The sequence below is a fragment of the uncultured Agitococcus sp. genome (assembly GCF_937920075.1).
Classification (GTDB): Bacteria; Pseudomonadota; Gammaproteobacteria; order Pseudomonadales; family Moraxellaceae; genus Agitococcus.
Map to the genome: position 1 here is coordinate 1 of NZ_CALETI010000112.1, position 20,298 is coordinate 20,298.

At 40.1% G+C, this 20,298-nt stretch carries 19 protein-coding genes, 1 tRNA gene and 1 pseudogene; 14 read left to right on the forward strand and 7 right to left on the reverse strand.

Annotated elements, in window-relative coordinates; translation table 11 throughout:
- Positions 1-132: 132 nt before the first annotated feature.
- The 3 genes from Q0212_RS04105 to Q0212_RS04115 are packed head-to-tail and all read right to left on the reverse strand — an operon-like array spanning position 133 to position 2,419.
- Positions 133-1,224: an adenylosuccinate synthetase gene (locus tag Q0212_RS04105; protein WP_297922626.1), complete on the reverse strand. Its 1,092-nt coding sequence runs from the start codon at positions 1,222-1,224 to the stop codon at positions 133-135.
- The gene (locus tag Q0212_RS04110; RefSeq protein WP_297922629.1) at positions 1,221-2,066 is read right to left on the reverse strand and encodes a hypothetical protein; all 846 of its coding nucleotides are present in this window, start codon (positions 2,064-2,066) and stop codon (positions 1,221-1,223) included. The genes Q0212_RS04105 and Q0212_RS04110 overlap by 4 nt, the downstream gene beginning before the upstream one ends.
- A gap of 17 nt (positions 2,067-2,083) precedes the next feature.
- Positions 2,084-2,419 (reverse strand): hypothetical protein, encoded by a 336-nt coding sequence (locus Q0212_RS04115; protein WP_297922632.1) that lies wholly within the window; start codon positions 2,417-2,419, stop codon positions 2,084-2,086.
- 154 nt (positions 2,420-2,573) lie between these two features.
- Between Q0212_RS04115 and Q0212_RS04120 the strand changes: the two genes are divergently transcribed.
- Together Q0212_RS04120 and Q0212_RS04125 are read left to right on the forward strand one after the other, a co-directional pair.
- Positions 2,574-3,800 carry a S9 family peptidase gene (locus Q0212_RS04120; protein ID WP_297922635.1) on the forward strand — a complete coding sequence of 409 codons (1,227 nt, stop codon included), beginning with the start codon at positions 2,574-2,576 and terminating at the stop codon, positions 3,798-3,800.
- A 70-nt stretch (positions 3,801-3,870) separates the two neighbouring features.
- Positions 3,871-3,947: transfer RNA gene (locus Q0212_RS04125), tRNA-Met, on the forward strand.
- A 124-nt stretch (positions 3,948-4,071) separates the two neighbouring features.
- On the opposite strand, the gene Q0212_RS04130 is transcribed toward Q0212_RS04125, so the two are convergent.
- The gene (locus Q0212_RS04130) at positions 4,072-4,425 is read right to left on the reverse strand and encodes a hypothetical protein (RefSeq protein WP_297922638.1); all 354 of its coding nucleotides are present in this window, start codon (positions 4,423-4,425) and stop codon (positions 4,072-4,074) included.
- Positions 4,426-4,630: 205 nt separating this feature from the next.
- A protein-coding gene (locus Q0212_RS04135) for an IS3 family transposase (protein ID WP_297922640.1) occupies positions 4,631-5,796 on the reverse strand; the annotation gives its coding sequence in 2 pieces (ribosomal slippage) (positions 4,631-5,538 and positions 5,538-5,796; 1,167 coding nt in all).
- A 72-nt stretch (positions 5,797-5,868) separates the two neighbouring features.
- On the opposite strand from Q0212_RS04135, the gene Q0212_RS04140 reads away from it, so the two are divergent.
- The 8 genes and pseudogenes from Q0212_RS04140 to Q0212_RS04175 all read left to right on the forward strand — a co-directional run bounded on the left by Q0212_RS04140 (position 5,869) and on the right by Q0212_RS04175 (position 14,397).
- Positions 5,869-6,636: a nucleotidyl transferase AbiEii/AbiGii toxin family protein gene (locus Q0212_RS04140; RefSeq protein WP_297922642.1), complete on the forward strand. Its 768-nt coding sequence runs from the start codon at positions 5,869-5,871 to the stop codon at positions 6,634-6,636.
- 111 nt (positions 6,637-6,747) lie between these two features.
- On the forward strand, positions 6,748-7,167 hold the full coding sequence (locus tag Q0212_RS04145) for a PaaI family thioesterase (protein WP_297922644.1): 420 nt from the start codon (positions 6,748-6,750) through the stop codon (positions 7,165-7,167).
- A 23-nt stretch (positions 7,168-7,190) separates the two neighbouring features.
- A complete protein-coding gene (locus Q0212_RS04150; protein ID WP_297922647.1) occupies positions 7,191-9,623 on the forward strand; it encodes an AAA family ATPase in 2,433 nt (810 codons plus the stop codon).
- Between the two features lie 79 nt (positions 9,624-9,702).
- The gene (locus Q0212_RS04155) at positions 9,703-10,680 is read left to right on the forward strand and encodes a deoxyribodipyrimidine photo-lyase (protein ID WP_297922651.1); all 978 of its coding nucleotides are present in this window, start codon (positions 9,703-9,705) and stop codon (positions 10,678-10,680) included.
- Between the two features lie 12 nt (positions 10,681-10,692).
- Positions 10,693-10,995, forward strand: a pseudogene (locus Q0212_RS04160) (FAD-binding domain-containing protein); the annotation flags it as partial.
- Positions 10,992-12,518, forward strand: a complete 1,527-nt coding sequence (locus Q0212_RS04165; protein ID WP_297922654.1) for a cryptochrome/photolyase family protein — start codon at positions 10,992-10,994, stop codon at positions 12,516-12,518. The pseudogene Q0212_RS04160 and the gene Q0212_RS04165, both read left to right, overlap by 4 nt.
- A 74-nt stretch (positions 12,519-12,592) precedes the next feature.
- Positions 12,593-14,011, forward strand: a complete 1,419-nt coding sequence (locus tag Q0212_RS04170; RefSeq protein WP_297922657.1) for a S41 family peptidase — start codon at positions 12,593-12,595, stop codon at positions 14,009-14,011.
- On the forward strand, positions 14,008-14,397 hold the full coding sequence (locus tag Q0212_RS04175; protein WP_297922660.1) for a hypothetical protein: 390 nt from the start codon (positions 14,008-14,010) through the stop codon (positions 14,395-14,397). The genes Q0212_RS04170 and Q0212_RS04175 overlap by 4 nt, the downstream gene beginning before the upstream one ends.
- Here Q0212_RS04175 and dsbD read toward each other — a convergent pair.
- Complete coding sequence (gene dsbD / locus Q0212_RS04180) at positions 14,384-16,324, reverse strand: protein-disulfide reductase DsbD (RefSeq protein ID WP_297922663.1); 1,941 nt, start codon at positions 16,322-16,324, stop codon at positions 14,384-14,386. The two genes, Q0212_RS04175 and dsbD, sit on opposite strands and share 14 nt — an antisense overlap.
- A 76-nt stretch (positions 16,325-16,400) precedes the next feature.
- Here dsbD and Q0212_RS04185 point away from each other — a divergent pair, with 76 nt between their 5' ends.
- A complete protein-coding gene (locus Q0212_RS04185; protein WP_297922666.1) occupies positions 16,401-17,204 on the forward strand; it encodes a prohibitin family protein in 804 nt (267 codons plus the stop codon).
- 211 nt (positions 17,205-17,415) lie between these two features.
- On the opposite strand, the gene hemJ is transcribed toward Q0212_RS04185, so the two are convergent.
- Positions 17,416-17,838, reverse strand: a complete 423-nt coding sequence (hemJ, locus tag Q0212_RS04190; protein ID WP_297922669.1) for a protoporphyrinogen oxidase HemJ — start codon at positions 17,836-17,838, stop codon at positions 17,416-17,418.
- Positions 17,839-17,989: 151 nt separating this feature from the next.
- On the opposite strand from hemJ, the gene Q0212_RS04195 reads away from it, so the two are divergent.
- From Q0212_RS04195 to trpA, 3 genes are all read left to right on the forward strand, one after another.
- A complete protein-coding gene (locus Q0212_RS04195; protein ID WP_297922671.1) occupies positions 17,990-18,610 on the forward strand; it encodes a phosphoribosylanthranilate isomerase in 621 nt (206 codons plus the stop codon).
- A complete protein-coding gene (trpB, locus tag Q0212_RS04200; protein WP_297922674.1) occupies positions 18,607-19,818 on the forward strand; it encodes a tryptophan synthase subunit beta in 1,212 nt (403 codons plus the stop codon). Before Q0212_RS04195 ends, trpB begins: the two co-directional genes overlap by 4 nt.
- 107 nt (positions 19,819-19,925) lie before the next feature.
- A partial coding sequence (trpA, locus tag Q0212_RS04205; protein ID WP_297922677.1) for a tryptophan synthase subunit alpha occupies positions 19,926-20,298 on the forward strand: 373 nt, incomplete at its 3' end.

Here is a 20,298-nt window from a genome sequence, read left to right on the forward strand (position 1 = left end):
CTCGCGACCCCTTGCACCCCATGCAAGTGCGCTACCAGGCTGCGCTACGCCCCGAAGAGGGCTGCTATATTAGCGGATTTTGATGATTTGTCTAGTATTTTGTCATGCTTAACTGTTTAAGTAATAAACCACTTACTTGATAACTTGTAAATTATCACTGTTATCTGAATAAGACTCGTAAATATGATTAAAAGTATTATTTAATCGCTCATAATCAAATGTAAAATCAGGACGCTGATCTAAACAAGTCACTACCAAATGTTTTGGGCAGTGTTGGGCATAAATGGCATCGACCGCTAAAGCATAATTTAAAGATGAATAATCGATTTCTGCTAATCTAAATTCACCTTGATAGTCATTAAATTGGTTGGTTTCATGTGGGTTAGCCATGATGTTAAGTTGATCGGTTTCTTTGGCTAACCAACCTTTTCCATGACGTGTGCCATAACAACGCGTCACATAAAAAATCTCATAAGCAATATTAAACCGTTGACATAACTCAATAGCATTTTTGCTGGTGGTGTTGGCATAGGTTACATGTGGAAACAAGCCATGTTTTTGATCAAGGAGAATGCCTTGTGAGCCTTCAAAAATAAAATGTGAATATTGTTGCCATAAGTCATAATCCGCTATCTTATAGGGGCGGTCAATAATGGCTTGTTGAAAAAGGGCGAGCTCTTGACTTAACCACGTCAATTCGTCAGAGCTAAAGTTATAGTGCTGAAAATAATAATGACGCAGTAAATTAAGCTTTTGGCTTAATAACTCTGGATAGAGAGTATCAATGGCAAATAAATGATAACCCATTTGTTCGCGCTGCATGGTTTTACCAATGCCTAAACCACAACTTCCATGAGTTTTTTGCCGTTCACTAAAGCGATTGGCTAATACGTCAAAAGGCGTGGTTAATTTGCATAAAGGATGCAAATATAAAACAGGTGACACGCCTTTATTGATTAATATTTTATATTCATTAAGCAAGGTTACAGGATAAAAGCAACAATGCTCGGTAAAAAAAGAGGGCAGACCACGCAATGTACCACTGCCAAAATTTGAGTGAATATGCCGTTCTTGACCAATACGTACTTGATGGCCACATTGTTGTCCGCCAGAAAAGCGGACAACAAGGCTATTGGGATATTGTTGACATAAATAGTCTGTGCTTAGACCTTTGCCTTCGTCACCAAAGGCTAAGCCTAAAACAATTTTTGCTTGCTGTTTCATAACATCAGCTCAGATATGGTTGGTTTTTTAGTGGCATATTGTTGAGCATGTTGAATCACTGTTTGTGCAATCACTTGTGGTATTTTGCTAATATTATCAATAACTAAACAATGCTGACCTAATAGCTGTTGCCAATAGCCTAATGAACGACTTCCCGCAGAGCCTTGTAATAGATGTAAATGAAATACATCATATTTTTGTTGTACTAACTGTAATAGCTGTTCAACAGTCCACGTTTGTTGGCTTTCTTCAAGCATGACTTCGCGTAAAACTACAGGGGGTAAATGACTCAAACAAGGTTCATCACCAATGGTAAATAACAAACCTTTTTGTTTTCTTTTATCCCAAGCATCATGTGCAGTGCGTAAACCTGCAAAAGCATAGGCTAGGTGATAACTTTCACCACCATTTCCACCACCACCGCCTTCTAAATAGGTGCGTGTTAGCCATAAATCTAACTCAGCATCACCCGATTCAAATTGACCAACTTGTAGTGGGAAACGGTCACATTCTTGATCGCCAATTGCCATAAATAAAATTTGTGGATCAGGAAAACCATGTTGAATAATGGTCGACATTAAGGTTGGCAAGCCGTCAATCACCAAACTATGAGGAATCTGCCCCATTGAACCCGTCACATCTAAGGCAATGATAATGGGAATAGAGTTGGGGTGAGTGGCTGAATCGCGACTTTCCCTTAATAAAGCTTTGCGTGGATCCATGGATTCGTGGATGGATTGTGATTTTTGTTGGCTAAAAATCTCATCACGACTACGTGTGGCAAAGCCAGCAGCTTCAGCACGTTGACGACGATCATTAACAGAATAGTGTGTGTATCCCATGATGGCTCTCCATTTAATTAAACAAATAAAAAGGCATAACGTTGTTTAGCAATCTCGAGGCGGATTTCTAAATTACGCATTTGAATGCCTAACTGTAGATCTTTTTCAACAAAGGTTTTGGCATCAAAATCATTGGCTAAAACCAAACTATCTGCCGTGGTAGGCGATAAATCTAATAAACCATCACGTTCACGTTGCAGACGCTTCAGTTGAATGGCCATGTCTTCTATTTCACGCTTAAAAATAAGTTGGGCATCTTCTGCAATTGCCAGTGCACGATCTTCTCGAATTTTGTCGTTATTACGTTTGAGTGATAGTAAAAAAGCACCTTCTTGTTGACTGTCCTGACTCATGATGAAGACTCCTATTTATGTTTGTATTGAAGTGAGTATAGATAATTAGTGTCCTAAAGACAATAAATAAATGAAAATATTTTTAAGACTTGTCAGCATAGCAGAAGATAAGCTATTTTACCGTACTATCGTCCAATAAGTTGAGTTTAAGACTATGGAAAAGCTGAGTTCTATTGTTTCGCGTGTTGCCAATCAAACCTATGGCCATTCTCGTCGCTTTTTGCCCGAGCAACCGTGGTGGAATTCTTTAGAGCCTAGCTTTCATAAGTTTCCAGATGATTTTTATTTAGATTTTAAAACTCAAATGATGGTTGAGGGAACAGCCGCTTTGGATATTGGTTTACGGACGGCAATGGCTTCGTTAGCCAGTGTTTGTTGTTTACCATTTACGTTATCACCCAAACAATTAGCAGAAGATTATCAAGATCGATTTTTTTATCAGAAATTAGGTGATACTCACGACCCAACACAATTTTTTAAAAAACCTACTGAGAAAGTCATCGTGCATCGCCATCCTGCAGGCGTGATGGATTATAAACCTGATGATGGTGGTCGCTGTGAGTTGTTATCGTTTGAAAGTCCTTTTGAAACGGTGAATCCCAAAAAGCGTGAGGATTATGCCAAATTAACTCACAACCGTACGGCATGGGCGCAACATTGGCAACATGGTGACAAACCAAGACCAACCATTTGTATGATTCATGGTTTTATGGCTGATCCTTACTGGTTTAATAGTAAATGGTTAGCTTTGCCGTGGTTTTATAAGCAAGGTTATGACATTTTATTATATACCTTGCCATTTCATGGCCGTCGTCGTGCACCGTTAGAGCCTTTTGGCGGTTATGGATATTTTGCTCATGGTATTTTGCATATTAATGAGGCAGTGGCTCACGCAGTTTATGATTTTCGTTTATTTATGGATTATTTAGAAAGTACAGGTGTGGAAAAAATGGGTGTGACAGGTATTTCTTTAGGTGGCTACACCAGTGCTGTGTTAGCAGCAGTGGAGGATAGATTACAGTTTTGTATGCCAAATGTGCCTGTAGTGAGTTTGGTGGATTTGTTGTATGAGTGGTTTCCTGTTGCCCCTTTAGTTAAAACTGGCTTGCGTATGGCGGGTATTAATATTCATGAGGCTCGTCATACCTTGTCCGTACAATGTCCGCTCACCTATAAGCCCAAATTACCCAAAGAGCGATTAATGATTATTAGCGGGGCAGGAGATAGGCTTGCACCACCCAAACATAGTCGTTTGTTGTGGGAGCATTGGGATAGATGTCGTTTGCATTGGTTTCCCGGAAATCATATTTTGCATTTAGATCAAGGGAAGTATTTAAAAGATATGGCTCAATTTTTGCGCGATATTGAGTTTAATAAGTAATTTTAGTTAATAAATGCTTGACATGATGTTGGTTTATAAAGAAAATATGCGCCTCACTTGTTGAGTAGATGGCTATGTAGCTCAGTTGGTTAGAGCACAGCACTCATAATGCTGGGGTCACAGGTTCGAGTCCCGTCATAGCCACCAATTAAGTGTATATATATCAAAGGGTTGCATAATAGCAGCCCTTTTTTATTTGTGATGAATTTTTCTCGGGCTATACGGGGGCTACAACAAAAAGAAATGCATCCTTTTGGGCTTATATACAAAATTAAGAAGATAGATAAGCCTCAGCTCTTAATTTAAGTCTAATTTTCTCTCTGTCAGCTTTTTTGATTGTTTTAAAAGCACCAAAATAATTAATTGAACGATCCCATCTAAAACGCTTATCTCCATACGTGTCTAAAATCATACCGCCTTTAAACAATGGTCTCTTGTTCGCGGCTTTGCGTTTTCGTTCAGCCACTTTATCAGCAGTATGCTCTCCAGTCTTAAGTGCATTTTGAGAAACAATGTCTTTACCTTGCTCACTGGTTGGCCCTGTCGATTTAAGCCATATTTTGTGTTGACGTATTTTTTCAGCTTGCGCCTTGCGTTGTTCCTCTGTCCATTGTCTTGCAGCCATGATTCACCCCACTAAATAACTATCAGTTTGTTTTAAAAATAGAGTTTAAGGCGTGATTAGCGTCAACTTGAACAAGGGTTACACCGTCAACTAAAAACGGCTAAAGTGAGTATTATCAATGGCTGCAATGGTGGTAACGCTGAGTTGACGATTGACACCACACTGATATGTGTTGAGTTTAGCGTATGACTGGACTTGGGATAAATTAAGCCGCCATCTTAAACTGTTCAAATGCTTGAGCTGGCGACCTAAAATTTAGTTTAGCTTGAATTCGCATTCGATTGTAGAAAATCTCAATAAAATATTGAATATCCTTGATGGCTTCCATACGCGTTGCATAGTGCTGATGGTAAACCAACTCGTTTTTTAACGTTGCCCAAAAGCTTTCAATGGGCGCATTATCATAACAATTCCCCTTAGCACTCATTGAACCCACAAATTCATGTTGCGCGATTAAATCACGATAAGCATGGCTACAGTATTGACTGCCTCTGTCAGAATGAACAATTAAGCCTTTCGTCGGTTTTCGCCGTTTAATCGCCATTGTTAATGCCTGCACCACGATATCAGCCGTCATGCGAGAAGATAGGCAATAGCCCACCAATTCTTTTGTGTACACATCTTTCACTCCAGCCACATATAACCAACCTTCATCAGTTAAAACGTAGGTCATGTCACAAGACCATGCCACATTGGGACGTTCCACCTCAAATTGTTGTTTGAGATGATTGTCATACACAGGCTTTTGATGGTCGCTATTCGTGGTGTTTTTAAAGCGTTTATGGCGTTTGCAGCGAATATTATTGACTTCACGTAAGCTGCGTACACGATGCAACGAGAGGCTATGCCCTTGATTCCTCAAGTGCTGATGTAGCCTGACAGCACTATAACTCTCCCGAGTCGCTTCATGTGCCGCCGTCACCAACTTCAGAGCTTGCTCTCGCTCACGTTGTCGCTTTGAGGGCTTACGATGTAGCCAATCAAAGTAACCCGTGACACTGACACCCAATAATCGCGCCATCACCGACAAAGGGTAAGTCTTGTGATAATTCCTCATGAACGCGTATTTGGCAGGGTGTCCCTCGCAAAATACGCCGCCGCCTTTTTTAAGATTTCACGCTCCATTTCCGCTGCGGCTAATTGTTTCTTCAGTTGCCGTACTTCTGTCTGTAAGGCCACTAAATCAGGATTGTATGTGCCAATACCTGATAATTCCCCTTTACGACCTTTGTTGACCCAACTGTGCAGTGTTTGAAGCGGAATATCTAAGTCTTGTGATACTTGACTTAAGGTTTTTAACTCCTCAATCACCATTTTTACCGCACTTGACTTCAGTTCAGCACTGTACTGCCGTTGCACTTTCTTTGACATGATAAACTCCAATAATCTTCTTAAGTTTACCAAATCTACTCATACAGTTTTTTCAACACTCATCAAGGTGCTATGCAACAACTCACTTTTATTGGCGGTACTTCGCTGCGCATGTGCTACAACAGTGCGCGCTTATCAGAAGACCTTGATTTTAATGGCGGACATGATTTTAAGCCTTCTCACTTTAATGGCCTAGAGGCTGACATTCAGCAATATCTTCAACATAAATACGAAACGACAGTATGGGTTAATAAACCTAATCAACATAAACAAGGTAATACGTCTTCATGGACAATTAGTATTATCAAAGAGGCTACACGACCAGATTTACCACAGCAAAAAATTCATATTGATGTTTGTGCGATTCCCTCTTTTGATATACAAAAAAGGCCATTATTGAATCATTACAATATCATGGTCTCAACAGAAGGGATTCTTGTGCCTGTACAATCCCTTGAAGAAATATTGGTTGATAAGTTGATAGCATTGGCTTATCGCGCACGACGAATTAAACCTCGTGATATATGGGATATTGTTTGGATTAAACAGCGTGGCGTAGTTTTATCAGAAGCACTTTATGATCAAAAATTAGCGGCAAGAAACAAGCAAAAACAAGAGTTTATTGAGTTGCTCAAAGTGCAGCTTGACAAGCTCAGGCAAGATGATGAAGTACACGACGACTTTAACAAAGAGATGAGCCGCTTTATTCCTCAACAGATAAAAGAGCGAACGATTGATAATCCTGATTATTGGTTTTATGTACAAACAGAGGTTTGTGATGTGGCAAATAGTTTAATCAATAAAAGCTTAGTAAAAAACAAATTTGATATGGGCTTGTGATTTTTATAGATAAGTGGCTTAAATAAAGACAGCCGCAAAGCAAATAAAACAATGCCGATTTTAGAATAACTACGTTAAAATTGCCGCTTATTTTCTAGTGACAATCAATTTATGCACCCGACAACGCCCGAACAAATTACCCAGTGGATTCAAGATAGTGTTGGCAATGCCAAAGATGATGGTTTTCGTGTGATGGCCTTGCGCCCTTTAGAAGCAGACTGTATTTTACCCTATCAACAAAATCAATTGCGTGCAGGTGGAACTCTATCAGGGCCAACCATGATGACTCTTGCTGATGCAGCCATGTATGCAGCGGTGTTGGCACATTATGGCAAACAACTTTTAGCAGTGACCCAAGATTTTAGTATCCATTTTTTAGCAAAACCTAGCCAACATGATTTGCAGGCACAGGCCAAAATTATAAAAGCGGGTAAACGTACTGTGGTTTTAACAGTACACATTTATAGTCAAGATGTTTTAGTGGCGTTGGCAACAGGCACTTATGCCTTACCCACACAAGCCCTTAAGTAAATAAAATTAAACTAGGAAGATTTATGACCGTTCAACCTTTAGCTGTTAGTCAATTATATAAATCTGCACATGCAGAACTCCCTGTTAATACTCGCCGTCTAAAAACCTTTAATGATTTTTTAGGCCAAGATCGTGCTAAAGAAGCGGTGCACATGGCCTTAGCCATGCCACACGATGGTTATAATATTTTTGCCATTGGTGAAAATGGCTTGGGCAAACGTACTATGATTAAACGTTTGCTGGTTGAGGTTGCACAACACGAAGAAGCGCCAAGCGATTGGTGTTATGTTAATAACTTTAGCGATCCACGCACGCCCATTGCCCTAGAATTACCAGCAGGAAAAGCACCTGCCGTAAAGAAAAGTTTAACCAAATTATGGCGCAGTATTAGTCGTGCAGTACAAGCCAGTTTTCAACATGAAACTTATGTTGGTCGTGTTGAAATGCTCAAAGGGGAGCTGACACAAGCGCAGCAAACTGCTTTGCAAGAGTTGGCACAAGAAGGCGAAAAGCGCCATCTTAAATTATTGTTACGCACACCGGGTGGACATGGTTTTTCTCCAATTGGTGAAGATGGCGAGGTGATGAGTGTTGAAGCATTTAATGCCTTAACGCCTGAAGAGCAACAGCAACGCAAAGATGCCATGCAAGAAATGGAAAAACGCTTGCAAAAATTGGCGGATCGTTTGGGGCGTTTAGAAGATCAAAGCCGTGATCAAGTACAAAAGCTGAATGACGAAGTGACATTATTGGCAGTTGAGCCATTAATCAAAAAAGTCAAAGAGCAATATGAAGACTTAAAGCCTGTGGTCGATTATTTGTCGGCTTATCAACAAGATATTGTCGATAACGTAGATTTGATTGTCAACAATCAAGAAATGGAAACCGATGTTGTGGCTAATGTTAGCAGTGACAACGCCATTCCTTCACGTTATCAAATTAATGTTGTTGTTACTCACAATCCCAAAAAAGGCGCGCCTGTTGTTTTTGAAGATTTACCCACGCACTACAACTTAATGGGACACGTTGAACAAGTCACTTATATGGGCACAGTGGCCACCGATTTTACCTTGATTCGTGGTGGGGCATTACATCGTGCGAATGGCGGTTATTTATTGCTAGAAGCGGAACAGGTGTTAGAACAGCCTTATGCGTGGCAAGGGCTAAAACGTGCTTTACGTTCACGTTCTTTAAAATTGTCGTCTTTAGAGCAAATGTTAACCTTAACAGGTACTATTTCCTTAGAACCTGATGCTATTCCCTTAGACGTAAAAATTGTGTTATTGGGTGATCGAGAAACTTTTCATTTATTACAAGAGTACGATCCTGAATTAGAACAATTATTTAAAATTCGTGCCGATTTTGCCAATAGTATGTCACGTACCATTGAGCACGAACAAAAATATGCTCACTTTTTAGCGGACTGTGTTGCTAAAGAAAAATTAATGCCATTTGATAAAAGTGCATTGATGGTGTTAATCGAAGAAAGTGCGCGTAATGCTGAAGATCAACACAAATTATCTTTACACGCTGCCAGTGTCGGAGATTTATTGCGTGAAGCCAATTATTGGGCGTTACAACAGCAACAAAAATTAGTCTCTGCCGAACATGTGCGTTTAGCCTTAGCAGGTCAAGAACGTCGTCGTGGTCAACTACGTGAGTTGTACTTAGAAGATATTGCCCAAGGCACACAGTTAATTTTGTGTGATGGCGCAGTGGTTGGTCAAGTTAATGCCTTAACAGTCATTCATTATGCTGACAGCGAGTTTGGTTTACCGTCTCGGATTACCGCAACGGTGCATCAAGGTGGCGGTGATGTCTTAGATATTGAGCGTACCGTTGATTTAGGCGGCTCTTTGCACGCTAAAGGGGTATTGCTGTTATCCAGTTATTTAAAGTCTAAATTTGGCCGTGATAAACCCTTACATTTCTCAGCCAGTATTGCTATGGAGCAAAACTATGGGGGCGTGGAAGGTGATAGCGCAACGATGGCCGAATTAGCGGCTTTAGTTTCTGCCATTACTGAGCTGCCAATTCGTCAAGATTTAGGCATTACAGGTTCGATGAACCAAATGGGCGAAATCCAACCAATTGGTGGTGTGAATGCCAAAATTGAAGGCTTTTTTGCCGCTTGCCAATTAAAAGGCATGACAGGCAATCAAGGGGTGATTATTCCTGAACAAAATGTGAGAAACCTCATGTTGCGTCCAGACATTATTCAGGCGGTAGAGCAAGGTCAATTTAGAATCTATGCCGTTAGCCATGCCTATCAAGCCTTGGAATTGTTGTTGTCTCATGCAATGGGTGAGCTTAATAGCAAAGGTAAATATCCCAAAGACAGTATTATGGGCTTAGTGTTAGCGCAGCTCAAACATTGGCATGATATTGAAAAAGGGGATAAGCCAAAAAAGAAAAAAGCGAAGAAGAGCAAAAAAGAGCAAGTATCAGAGGCATAATTGCAGGTTTAGACCCAGATTTGTTTAATGGTAATTGTGTATAAATGCCATAAGCTATCCCTAAAATAAGAGATAGCTTATGGCCAAGACGATTATTTACTGGTTCAGAAACGACCTTCGCTTACACGATAATCCTGCACTGCACTATGCTTGTCAGCAAGCCGATTATCTATTGCCAGTTTATTGGCTAAACACAGCCCATCAACAAAACACCATCTGGAGTTTTGTCCGTCAAGGTCAGCATCGGCAAGTGTTTTTAAGTCAGGCATTACAAGACCTTAGCCAACAATTAAGTGACATAGATAGCCAATTAACGGTATTGGCCTCCGATACAATTACAGCCCTCACAAAATTTATCGAGGATTATCAAATTGATGAAATTGTCTGTGAAGAGATAGCAGCACCAGAAGAGCAGGCGCAAGTTGATTATTTACGCAGTTTAGGCGTTAAAGTGACGTGTATTTGGCAATCCAGTTTGTATGCGCCTACACAATTACCTTTTGAAATTGTCCAACTACCCACCGTATTTAGTCAGTTTCGCCAAAAAATAGAAAAAGCGCGTTGTCAGGTCGTTGCGCCGATAGAAACGCCGCGTGTCTTGCCGCCACTACCTCCCAATTCGCCACAAAAAACACCATTCACTGCCCTAGATAATGTTAGCGCACAACCAGACTCACGTTCGGCTTTTCCTTATTTTTTCAGTAAGTGTCATGGCGGTGAGCGTGATGCCTTAGCGTTTGCACAAGCATATTTTGCTAGTTTATTACCCCAACACTACAAACAAACCCGAAATGGCCTAATAGGGTTAGATTATTCCTCTAAGTTATCACCGTGGTTAGCAACGGGCGCGTTATCGGTGCGTTATGTCTATCAATTACTGAAACTGCATGAACAGCAACATGGCGCAAATGACAGCACCTACTGGTTATGGTTCGAACTATTATGGCGTGATTATTTCCGTTTTTTGCATTTACGTTATGGCAAACAACTATATCGCAAATCAGGTTTAGGTCATGCCTCGATTGCGCCTTTTAATGCCGCTAATTTTAGTCAATAGCAAACTGGCACAACAGGTCATTCGTGGATTGATGCAGGTATGCGAGAGTTGTTAGCCACAGGGTATTTATCTAATCGCATGCGGCAGAATGTGGCGAGTTATTGGTTAAATGAATTACAAGGCAATTGGCAAGCAGGTGCAGCTTGGTTTGAATCGATGTTGCTGGATTATGATGTTTACAGTAATCAAGGTAATTGGTTGTATTTGGCAGGTATTGGTACAGACCCGCGTGGCCAGCGTTGGTTTAATCCACAAAAACAAGCACAACAGTATGACCCTCAAGGAGACTACCAAGCCTTGTGGGGGCAAGTATGATTTTACGATTAATTTTGGGAGATCAGCTTAATCCCTTGCATTCATGGTTTACACAAGTCGATGAAAACGTGCTGTATGTGATGATGGAGATACGCAGCGAAACAGATTATGTGCTGCATCATGGCCAAAAAATCTTAGCCATTTTTGCAGCAATGCGGGATTTTGCCAAGCAACTCAAAGCACAAGGCCATCGGATTAAATATATCACCATTGATGCGGTTGATAATCAGCATAACTTTGTAGCGAATCTTAAGTGGCTGGTAACGCGTTATCAGGTGCAAACCTTGCAATATCAAGAGCCTGACGAATGGCGTGTTGACCAGCAACTTTCACAATTAGCAAAAGAGCTAACCATCTCGGTAGAGATGTGTGGCAGTGAGCATTTTTTTAGTCAACGAGATAGCGTAAGTCGTTTATTTCAGGGCAAAAAACAATGGTTAATGGAGCGTTTTTATCGACAAATGCGTCTTCAACACCATATTTTGATAGATGAGCAACAACAGCCGATAGGTGGCCAATGGAACTTTGACCACGATAATCGTAAGCCGTGGCGTGGCCAACCCATTTTACCTAAAACATGGCCGATTCATCATCAGCACAGTCAGTTATGGCAAACAATTCAACAAGCAGGGGTGAATAGTTTTGGTCAAGTCCCTGCAGAGGATATGCCTTGGCCGATTAATAGAGCCGAGTCATTAACATTACTCAGGCTGTTTATAAAGGAGTCTTTGCCATATTTTGGTGACTATCAAGATGCCATGACCGTACACAGTGAGCGATTATTTCATTCTTTATTGTCTTTTGCTTTGAATTGCAAGATCCTCCATCCATTCGAAGTGATTCAAGCAGCAGAACAAGCATATCAACAAGGGCAAGCACCATTGACGGCTGTTGAAGGTTTTGTAAGACAAATTTTGGGTTGGCGTGAGTATGTACGTGGTGTCTATTGGGCAACTATGCCCCAGTATGTAGACCATAATTATTTTCAGCATCAACGTGATTTACCGACATGGTTTTGGACAGGCCAAACCCAGATGCGTTGTTTGGCACATGCCATAGGGCAATCGTTAACACAGGCGTATGCCCATCATATTCAGCGTTTAATGGTGATTGGTAATTTTGCTTTGTTAGCAGGCTTAAAACCACAGGCTGTCCATCAATGGTATTTAGGTGTCTATATAGATGCATTTGAATGGGTCGAGTTACCAAATACCTTAGGAATGAGCCAATTTGCCGATGGTGGACATTTAGCCACTAAACCTTATGTGTCATCAGCCAGTTATATCGACAAAATGAGTGATTATTGTCAAGGCTGTCACTACAACAAAAAACAACGTATTGGTGAAAAAGCCTGCCCATTTAACAGTTTATATTGGCATTTTTTTATACGTCATCAAGAATTACTGAGTAAAAATCCACGTTTAGGGATTGTCTATAAACAAGTTAGTAGTATGACAGAGGCGCAAAAAGAGGATATAAATCAACAGGCTGATGTTTATTTAAGAGAGTTAGATAATTTATAGGATATAATAGCTAAGATTTTAGTTTAGAGTGTTAACGAATGTATGCGTCAATCAAAGGATTGTGTATCTTTATTATGTTCGGCTTGTTAGCGGCCTGTGGTGGCGGTGGTGGAGACACTGAACCTCAGCAAACGACTAACCAATTGCAGCAATCTACCAACAATCCCTCAAACACAGCTACTACTCCTATTGTAAGTTGTCGTTTAGGACAAATTAATATGAATGGCGTTTGTCGTTCGGCAGAAAATGTGTGCACGGCGGACGCTGAAAAAATTTGGGTACGTGGATTTTTAGATGATACCTATTTATGGTATGACGAAATTAAAGATGTTAAGCCAGCAGATTATACAACGTCCCGTCATTATTTTGATGCGTTGTTAGTCAAAGACAAAGATAGATTTAGTTATACTATGTCAAAAGAAGAAGCTGAGGGCTTTTTTGAATCAGGCTTGCAATTAAGTTATGGCATATTATGGGCGTATGACCAAGACAACTATTTACGCGTCAGATTTGTTGAGCCAAATTCTATGGCTGCAAAATCAGGGATTGTGCGTGGTGATTATGTGGCTAGCTTAAATAATCAAGAAATAAATACCTTGAGTTTTGAGCAAATTGAGCAGTTATTAAAACCACAGCCGCTTGTTCAGCTTTCTATAAAATTGTTAGATGTTGGTAAAGGTTATTATAAAACGGCGGTATTAACAGGACAAAATTTGGTAACTTCACCTGTGCCTTATTATCATGTTCTTACAAATAACAACAACGTTCAAGACAAAGTGGGGTATTTATTATTTAATGATCATATAGCTACCGCAACAGATAAATTACTTGAAGCTGTCTCGTATTTTAAACAACAACAAATTAGCGATTTGGTCTTAGATTTGCGTTTTAATAGTGGTGGTTATATTTATGTTGCTAATGAACTTGCCGCAATGATTGGTGGTAATAAAACAGCAGGCAAGTTATTTAAGCATTATGTGTACAATAAAAAATATTCAACTGATTATGAATATTTTGAGACAAAATCATATCCTTCTAATCAAACATTACCCTATCTTAATTTAAACCGATTATTTGTATTAACCACTAAAGAAACCTGTTCTGCCAGTGAAACAATTATTAATGCCTTATCACCTTTTATGCAAGTAATTAGAATAGGGGAAACCACTTGTGGAAAGCCTTATGGCATGAGTGGGACAAATAATTGTGATACAGCATATTTTGCCATTAATTTTAAAGGTGAAAATGCCTTTGGGCAAAGTGTACCAACAATAGGTTATGCACCCACTTGTTTGGCTTATGAAACCTTGAGTGATGCTTTAGGCAGTCCACAAGAAGGTTTATTAGCTAATGCCTTGTATTATCGAGAAAATAACACGTGTTTTGTGAATAACTCGCTTCAAAGTGTTAAAATGGCTAACTCAACTTTAATTAGGCCATTAGTGAAACCACAATGGCAACGTAATATGATTATTTTAGGCGATAAAAAATGATAAAAAAAAGCCTAGCTTTGTTAGCTATCTCGATGTTGGTTGCTTGTGGCAGTGTGCCTAGTGTAAGCCTACAAACAGAGCCAAGTCCTGCATTATTGGCGAGTAATAATAGTTCACAGTGTCATCAAGAATTGATGATGAGACTAAGTGAAAAAATGGGGCAGTCAGTGACTATTTCAGCAAATGTTTTTAGTACTGAATCGCGTTTATTGTTAGAGCCTCTTACACCACGCAATGCACATGGAATGCACAAGGATGGAATGTCTTTAGCTAAGCCAACATTATTTAACTTATTGATACTAAATCAACAATGCTTGTTAGCAGACGAGAAAAACCAGCAAACTTTCTTAAACTTATGCGTTTGCCAACCTCTCACATCGAACTGATATGCTCTAAAAATTGAGTTTTTGAGACTTCACCCACCAAACGAGAGACCTCCTGCCCATCTTTAAAAAAGACTAAAGCAGGAGGGCCAAAAACCGCTAATTGTTGTTGTAGCATTCGTTCAGTCGCACTATTTTGAGTCACATCAGCTTTAACAATTAACCAGTTTTGTAATTGATTTTGTACATCTGCTTGATTAAAAATTTCTCTTTCCATAATTTTGCAGCTAACACACCAATCTGCATAAAAATCTACCAACAATATTTTATTTTCTTGCTTAGCTTGGGCGACATATTGTTGTAATTCATCAACACTATGAATGGTATGTTTTTCTGTGGATGGTGATGAAAAATTAGCGACAGTATTATTTTTGATAATTGCCAAGGGTTTAACAGGGTCATTGCTGCCCAAAGCCGCGCCAACCAATAATGTCGCGCCCCAAATTAACAACATATAGGCAATACTGCGCCATACCACACGCCATTTGCCACCCCATTGGTTAATCCAAAATCCACTGCCTACACATAAAGCCGCCCATAAAAACAACATACTAGCGTCTGTAATCACTCGTGATAACAAAGCAACCGCAACAGCAAGTAATAACACACCAAAGGTTTGTTTGACGCGATTAAGCCATAAACCTGCTTTAGGCATAAATTTGCCTTCACTGGCGGCTAAAATCATTAAAGGTGTGCTTAAACCTAAACCCAACATAAACAACGCTATGCCACCCATTAGTGGATTGCCCAGCGTTGAAACAGATAATAAAACACCCGCTAATGGTGCTGATACACACGGAGAAACAACCAAAGCCGAGAAAAAGCCTGTTAACCATGTGCCAATAAAACTACCTGCTTTGCCTGTTTTGCTCAGTTGGTCTAAACGATGCTGCCAACTTTGTGGCAGTTGCAAATGAAATACATCAAAACTAGCCAAAGCCAAAATAATAAATAAAACACTAAAACTAATTAAAATAGAAGGATGTTGTAGCCAAGCCGCTAAATTAACTTGACTGCCAAAAGCAGACACCAAAACACCTAACAAACCATAGCTACTAGCCACGCCAATGGCATAAGCAAAACCTAAAAATAAACCTTGTCGAGCATTGCTGGCATGTTGCCTCGCAACGATATTAGCAACAATGGGTAACATGGGTAATACGCAAGGGGTAAATGCTAAACCTAAGCCTAAAACAAATAGTGTTAACAAGGCCAACATTGGATTTTCAGGTAATTTAAAATCATTATTAATGGTTGAAGTCGTTGTCGGAATAGTTGTTGTTGAATCGGTCGTTGATGGCAAAATTAAGGTGGCGGTATTTTGGGTAATCAGCTTGGCATTATCTGAGTTGGGTGTTTCAGTGGTAATGTTTTCGTTAACAGGCGTTTCTTCTTCAACAATATCATAGCTAACTAATGGAATCAGTGTAGGAATAGGAATACTGACCGATTCTCGATTAACAGTCGTATTATTAATTAAGGTAGCAGGGCTACTACTAGGTGCGCCAGCCAGACTAATTAGTTGCTCTTGTGGGGCATAACATAAACCCGCATCAGCACATCCTTGCCAACGAACTAAAATTTCGCCATTACCTTTAACAGGCATAGTAATGCTTAGGCTTTGATGAAAAACTTGTACTCGGCCAAATTCTGCGTCATCTTTCCATTCTGGCTCAAGGCTATAATAAGCTTGGCCTAAAATGGCATTACCATTATTGACCTGAAATTTAAAACGTTCTTTGTATAAATAATAATTAGGCGCAATCGTAAAATTTAGAATTAACTCTTGGCCTTTTTGTTCGTGCTGCAACATAAAAGCTTGTTCGGCTTTTAAAAATTGTGTTTTGTTGCCACTACTACTAAACGATGCGCCACCAGCGAAACTCTTTAATTCTTCAGCCCTTGTCAGCGACGTTAAAAATAACATCATAAAAGTCAAAACTATCGTGATAAGCTTGTTTACGGTCATCTAAATTATCGCTCAAAAATCAACAGGAGTTGGGCAAATGGCAAATTTTATAAAATACGCGGTTATTGGCGGTATTGCATTAGTGCTTGTGTTAATTTTAAACCCTTTTGTGGTCATTGGGGCTGGTCAACGAGGTGTTGTGCTTAATTTTGGCGCAGTGCAAAAAGAAGTTTTAGATGAAGGATTGCATTTTCGTGTGCCAATTATGCAAAAAGTGGTGATTATGAATGTGCAAGTGCAAAAAGGTGAAGGACAAGGTGATGCCGCCTCTAAAGATTTGCAACAAGTCACTACCAATGTGGCAGTTAACTATCATTTAGACCCACAAAAAGTGGCTCAGGTATATCAAAAAATTGGTACGTTTGATGCTGTCGGTGACAGAATTATTTTGCCTGCGGTTTCGGAGTCTGTGAAAGCAGCGACTGCTCAATATACCGCCGAAGAATTGATTTCTAAACGTCAAGAAGTCCGTGAAAAAATACGTCAACATTTATTAACTCGTTTAGCGGTTTATGGCGTTATTGTTGATGATTTTTCGATTGTTAATTTTTCGTTTTCTCAAGAGTTTAATAATGCGATTGAATCTAAAACCACTGCCGAACAGTTGAAGTTAAAAGCTGAGCGCGATTTAGAACGGATTAAAATTGAAGCCGAACAAAAAATTACTCAAGCTCAAGCTGAAGCGGAGTCTTTGCGATTGCAAAAAGAAAATGTTACTGAGAATTTGATTAAATTACGTCAAATTGAAATGCAACAACGTGCTATTGAAAAATGGGATGGTAAATTGCCACAAGTGACAGGTGGTGCAACCCCGTTTATTGATTTAAGACAAGGACAATAGTTTTGAGTCAGTACTAACTTCTAACAAAGAAAACCCCCAAGAAATTAGTAATACCAGTCAGTTAAGAGAAAATTGCCCCTTAAAAATAACCCTTCGACTTCGCTCAGGGTGCATTTTTCGTTGGTTGAGCGGAGTCGAAACCAACAAAAAATGCTTAACTGACTGGCATTACCAAGAAATTAGGGGGTTTAGTTAATAGATTGAGATGATATTAAAACGGCTTAACCACCACTAAAATCACCACCGCAATTAATAACAGCACAGGCAACTCATTAAACACTCGATAAAAAACATGCGTTTTTTGATTGTTATCATTGGCAAATTGCTCACGGTAATAACCACAAAAGAAGTGATATACAATCAATAGAGTGACTAGGGCTAATTTTGCATGTAACCAACCTTGTTTTAAATAATAATCAGGTGCATTCATAATCATCGCTGCACCAAACACAATAGTTAATACCATAGAAGGCCACATAATGCCTCGATACAGCTTACGCTCCATAATTTTAAAGCGTTCAATGCTGGTGCTGTCGGTACTTTGAGCATGATAAACAAACAATCGAGGCAAATAAAACAGCCCCGCAAACCAGCAAATCACCGCAATAATATGAAAGGCTTTAAGCCAAAGCATAATGTTCTCCAAAAATCTAACTGCATATTCGTCCAACAAGTTAACGATAAGGTCTAGTAATTGTTACTCGCTTTGCTACAATCGCCGATTCTAAAATATTTTTTGTTCCTCAGTGAATAAATACTGAGGTTATATGAGTGAAGAATAAGCCTTGTCATATCGTACCCGAGTTAAAATTTGTGGCATAACCCGACTATCTGATGCTTTAGATGCGATTCGTCTAGGGGCTGATGCCTTGGGCTTTGTGTTTTATCAACCCAGTCCACGCGCTGTTAGTATCGAACAAGCACGTTCGATCATTCAACAATTACCGCCTTTTGTCACAACAGTGGGCTTGTTTGTTGATGCACCTGCCGAAGACGTGCAACAAGTATTAGCACAAGTGCCTTTAAGCTTATTACAATTTCATGGTGATGAGCCACAGAGCTATTGTCAGCAATTTGCAACACCGTGGATTAAAGCCCTGCGTATGCAGCCGAATGTCGATATTGTCGCTCAAATTGCCGAATATCCTCAAGCAAGCGGTATTTTATTAGACGCATGGCATCCACAATTAAAAGGTGGAACGGGTGAAAGTTTTGATTGGCGACATTGGCCGCAAAGCACCAAGCCTTTGATTTTAGCAGGTGGTTTAACCCCCGAAAATGTCAGCGAAGCCATTCACCTCACACAGCCTTATGCGGTTGATGTTAGTGGTGGTGTAGAAAGTGGCAAAGGCATTAAAGAATTTACCTTATTACAAGCCTTTATGGCAGGAGTGAATGCAGCATGACGGCAATTAACTTTAAAAATTTTCCTGATGCGCGTGGTCATTTTGGCGTACACGGTGGCCGTTTTGTGTCCGAAACCTTAATGGCCGCGCTGTTGGACTTAGAAAAACTTTATGCACGACTCAAAGATGACCCGCAATTTAGAGCCGATTTTGATAAAGATTTAGCATTTTATGTCGGTCGTCCTTCGCCGTTGTATCATGCCGAGCGTTGGAGTCGGGAATTAGGTGGTGCGCAAATTTATTTAAAGCGTGAAGATTTAAACCATACAGGCGCACATAAAGTGAATAACACCATTGGCCAAGCATTATTGGCCAAGCATTCAGGCAAAACCCGTATTATTGCCGAAACAGGTGCAGGACAACATGGCGTAGCAACCGCTACTATTGCCGCACGTTTAGGCATGGAATGTGTGGTATATATGGGTGAAGAAGATGTTAAACGTCAAGCACCTAATGTTTATCGTATGAAATTATTAGGTGCAACCGTTGTGCCTGTTACTTCTGGCTCAAAAACGCTAAAAGATGCCCTTAACGAAGCGATGCGTGACTGGGTAACGAATGTTGATAATACCTATTATGCCATTGGTACGGTGGCTGGCCCACATCCTTATCCCATGATGGTGCGTGATTTTCAATCTATTATTGGTCGTGAAGCTCGTCAACAATGTTTAGCACAAACAGGCCGTTTGCCTGATGCTTTAGTCGCTTGTGTGGGTGGCGGCTCTAATGCCATTGGTTTATTTCATCCTTTTCTTGAAGATGAAACAGTGGCTATGTATGGTGTTGAAGCGGCAGGTGATGGCATTAATACCGCGCGTCATTCAGCACCGCTAAATGCAGGTAAAATAGGCGTATTACACGGTAATCGTACGTATTTAATGACCGACCCCAATGGTCAAATTATTGAAACCCACTCTGTATCCGCAGGACTTGATTACCCTGGTGTTGGCCCAGAGCATAGTTGGTTAAAAGATATTGGTCGGGTTAATTATGTGGCAATTACCGATGATGAAGCACTCAATGCTTTCCGTCATGTCACTCGTACCGAGGGTATTATTCCTGCCCTAGAATCAAGTCATGCCCTTGCGTATGCCCATAAACTCGCACCAACACTCAGTGCTGATAAAATTATTATTTGTAATTTGTCGGGACGGGGTGACAAAGATTTGTTTACGGTTGCCAAGTTAGATGGTATTGAAATAATGTAGTGAAAGATGGAGGCATTTCACCCAAATGCTTCAGTCCGATTATATGTTTTCAAAGGCGCAGTCACTATTTAACAACGCTTAAAATTTATTGATTAAAGATATTTATTATGTCCAGAATAGCTTCTTGTTTTGCAAATTTAAAAACGCAACAACGTGCCGCCTTAATTCCTTATATTACCGCAGGTGATCCACATCCGCGTTATACAGTGAGTATGATGCACGCTTTGGTAGCAGGTGGTGCAGATATTATCGAATTAGGTGTACCATTTTCTGATCCAATGGCCGATGGTCCAACGATTACTAAAGCTCATGAACGTGCATTGGTGCATAATACTAGCAGCCATGATGTGTTGACGATGGTCAAAGAGTTTCGCCAAAGCAACCAACAAACACCGATTGTGTTAATGGGTTATTTGAATCCTTTAGAAATTATTGGTTATGAGGCTTTTGCGGCGGATGCTCAACAAGCAGGTGTCGATG

Coding starts and splice junctions, on each gene's coding strand:
- Q0212_RS04105 (WP_297922626.1), bottom strand. CDS start 1,224: ATGAAACAGCAAGCAAAAATTGTTTTAGGCTTAGCCTTTGGTGACGAA.
- Q0212_RS04110 (WP_297922629.1), bottom strand. CDS start 2,066: ATGGGATACACACACTATTCTGTTAATGATCGTCGTCAACGTGCTGAA.
- Q0212_RS04115 (WP_297922632.1), bottom strand. CDS start 2,419: ATGAGTCAGGACAGTCAACAAGAAGGTGCTTTTTTACTATCACTCAAA.
- Q0212_RS04120 (WP_297922635.1), top strand. CDS start 2,574: ATGGAAAAGCTGAGTTCTATTGTTTCGCGTGTTGCCAATCAAACCTAT.
- Q0212_RS04130 (WP_297922638.1), bottom strand. CDS start 4,425: ATGGCTGCAAGACAATGGACAGAGGAACAACGCAAGGCGCAAGCTGAA.
- Q0212_RS04140 (WP_297922642.1), top strand. CDS start 5,869: ATGCAACAACTCACTTTTATTGGCGGTACTTCGCTGCGCATGTGCTAC.
- Q0212_RS04145 (WP_297922644.1), top strand. CDS start 6,748: ATGCACCCGACAACGCCCGAACAAATTACCCAGTGGATTCAAGATAGT.
- Q0212_RS04150 (WP_297922647.1), top strand. CDS start 7,191: ATGACCGTTCAACCTTTAGCTGTTAGTCAATTATATAAATCTGCACAT.
- Q0212_RS04155 (WP_297922651.1), top strand. CDS start 9,703: ATGGCCAAGACGATTATTTACTGGTTCAGAAACGACCTTCGCTTACAC.
- Q0212_RS04165 (WP_297922654.1), top strand. CDS start 10,992: ATGATTTTACGATTAATTTTGGGAGATCAGCTTAATCCCTTGCATTCA.
- Q0212_RS04170 (WP_297922657.1), top strand. CDS start 12,593: ATGTTCGGCTTGTTAGCGGCCTGTGGTGGCGGTGGTGGAGACACTGAA.
- Q0212_RS04175 (WP_297922660.1), top strand. CDS start 14,008: ATGATAAAAAAAAGCCTAGCTTTGTTAGCTATCTCGATGTTGGTTGCT.
- dsbD (WP_297922663.1), bottom strand. CDS start 16,324: ATGATGTTATTTTTAACGTCGCTGACAAGGGCTGAAGAATTAAAGAGT.
- Q0212_RS04185 (WP_297922666.1), top strand. CDS start 16,401: ATGGCAAATTTTATAAAATACGCGGTTATTGGCGGTATTGCATTAGTG.
- hemJ (WP_297922669.1), bottom strand. CDS start 17,838: ATGCTTTGGCTTAAAGCCTTTCATATTATTGCGGTGATTTGCTGGTTT.
- trpB (WP_297922674.1), top strand. CDS start 18,607: ATGACGGCAATTAACTTTAAAAATTTTCCTGATGCGCGTGGTCATTTT.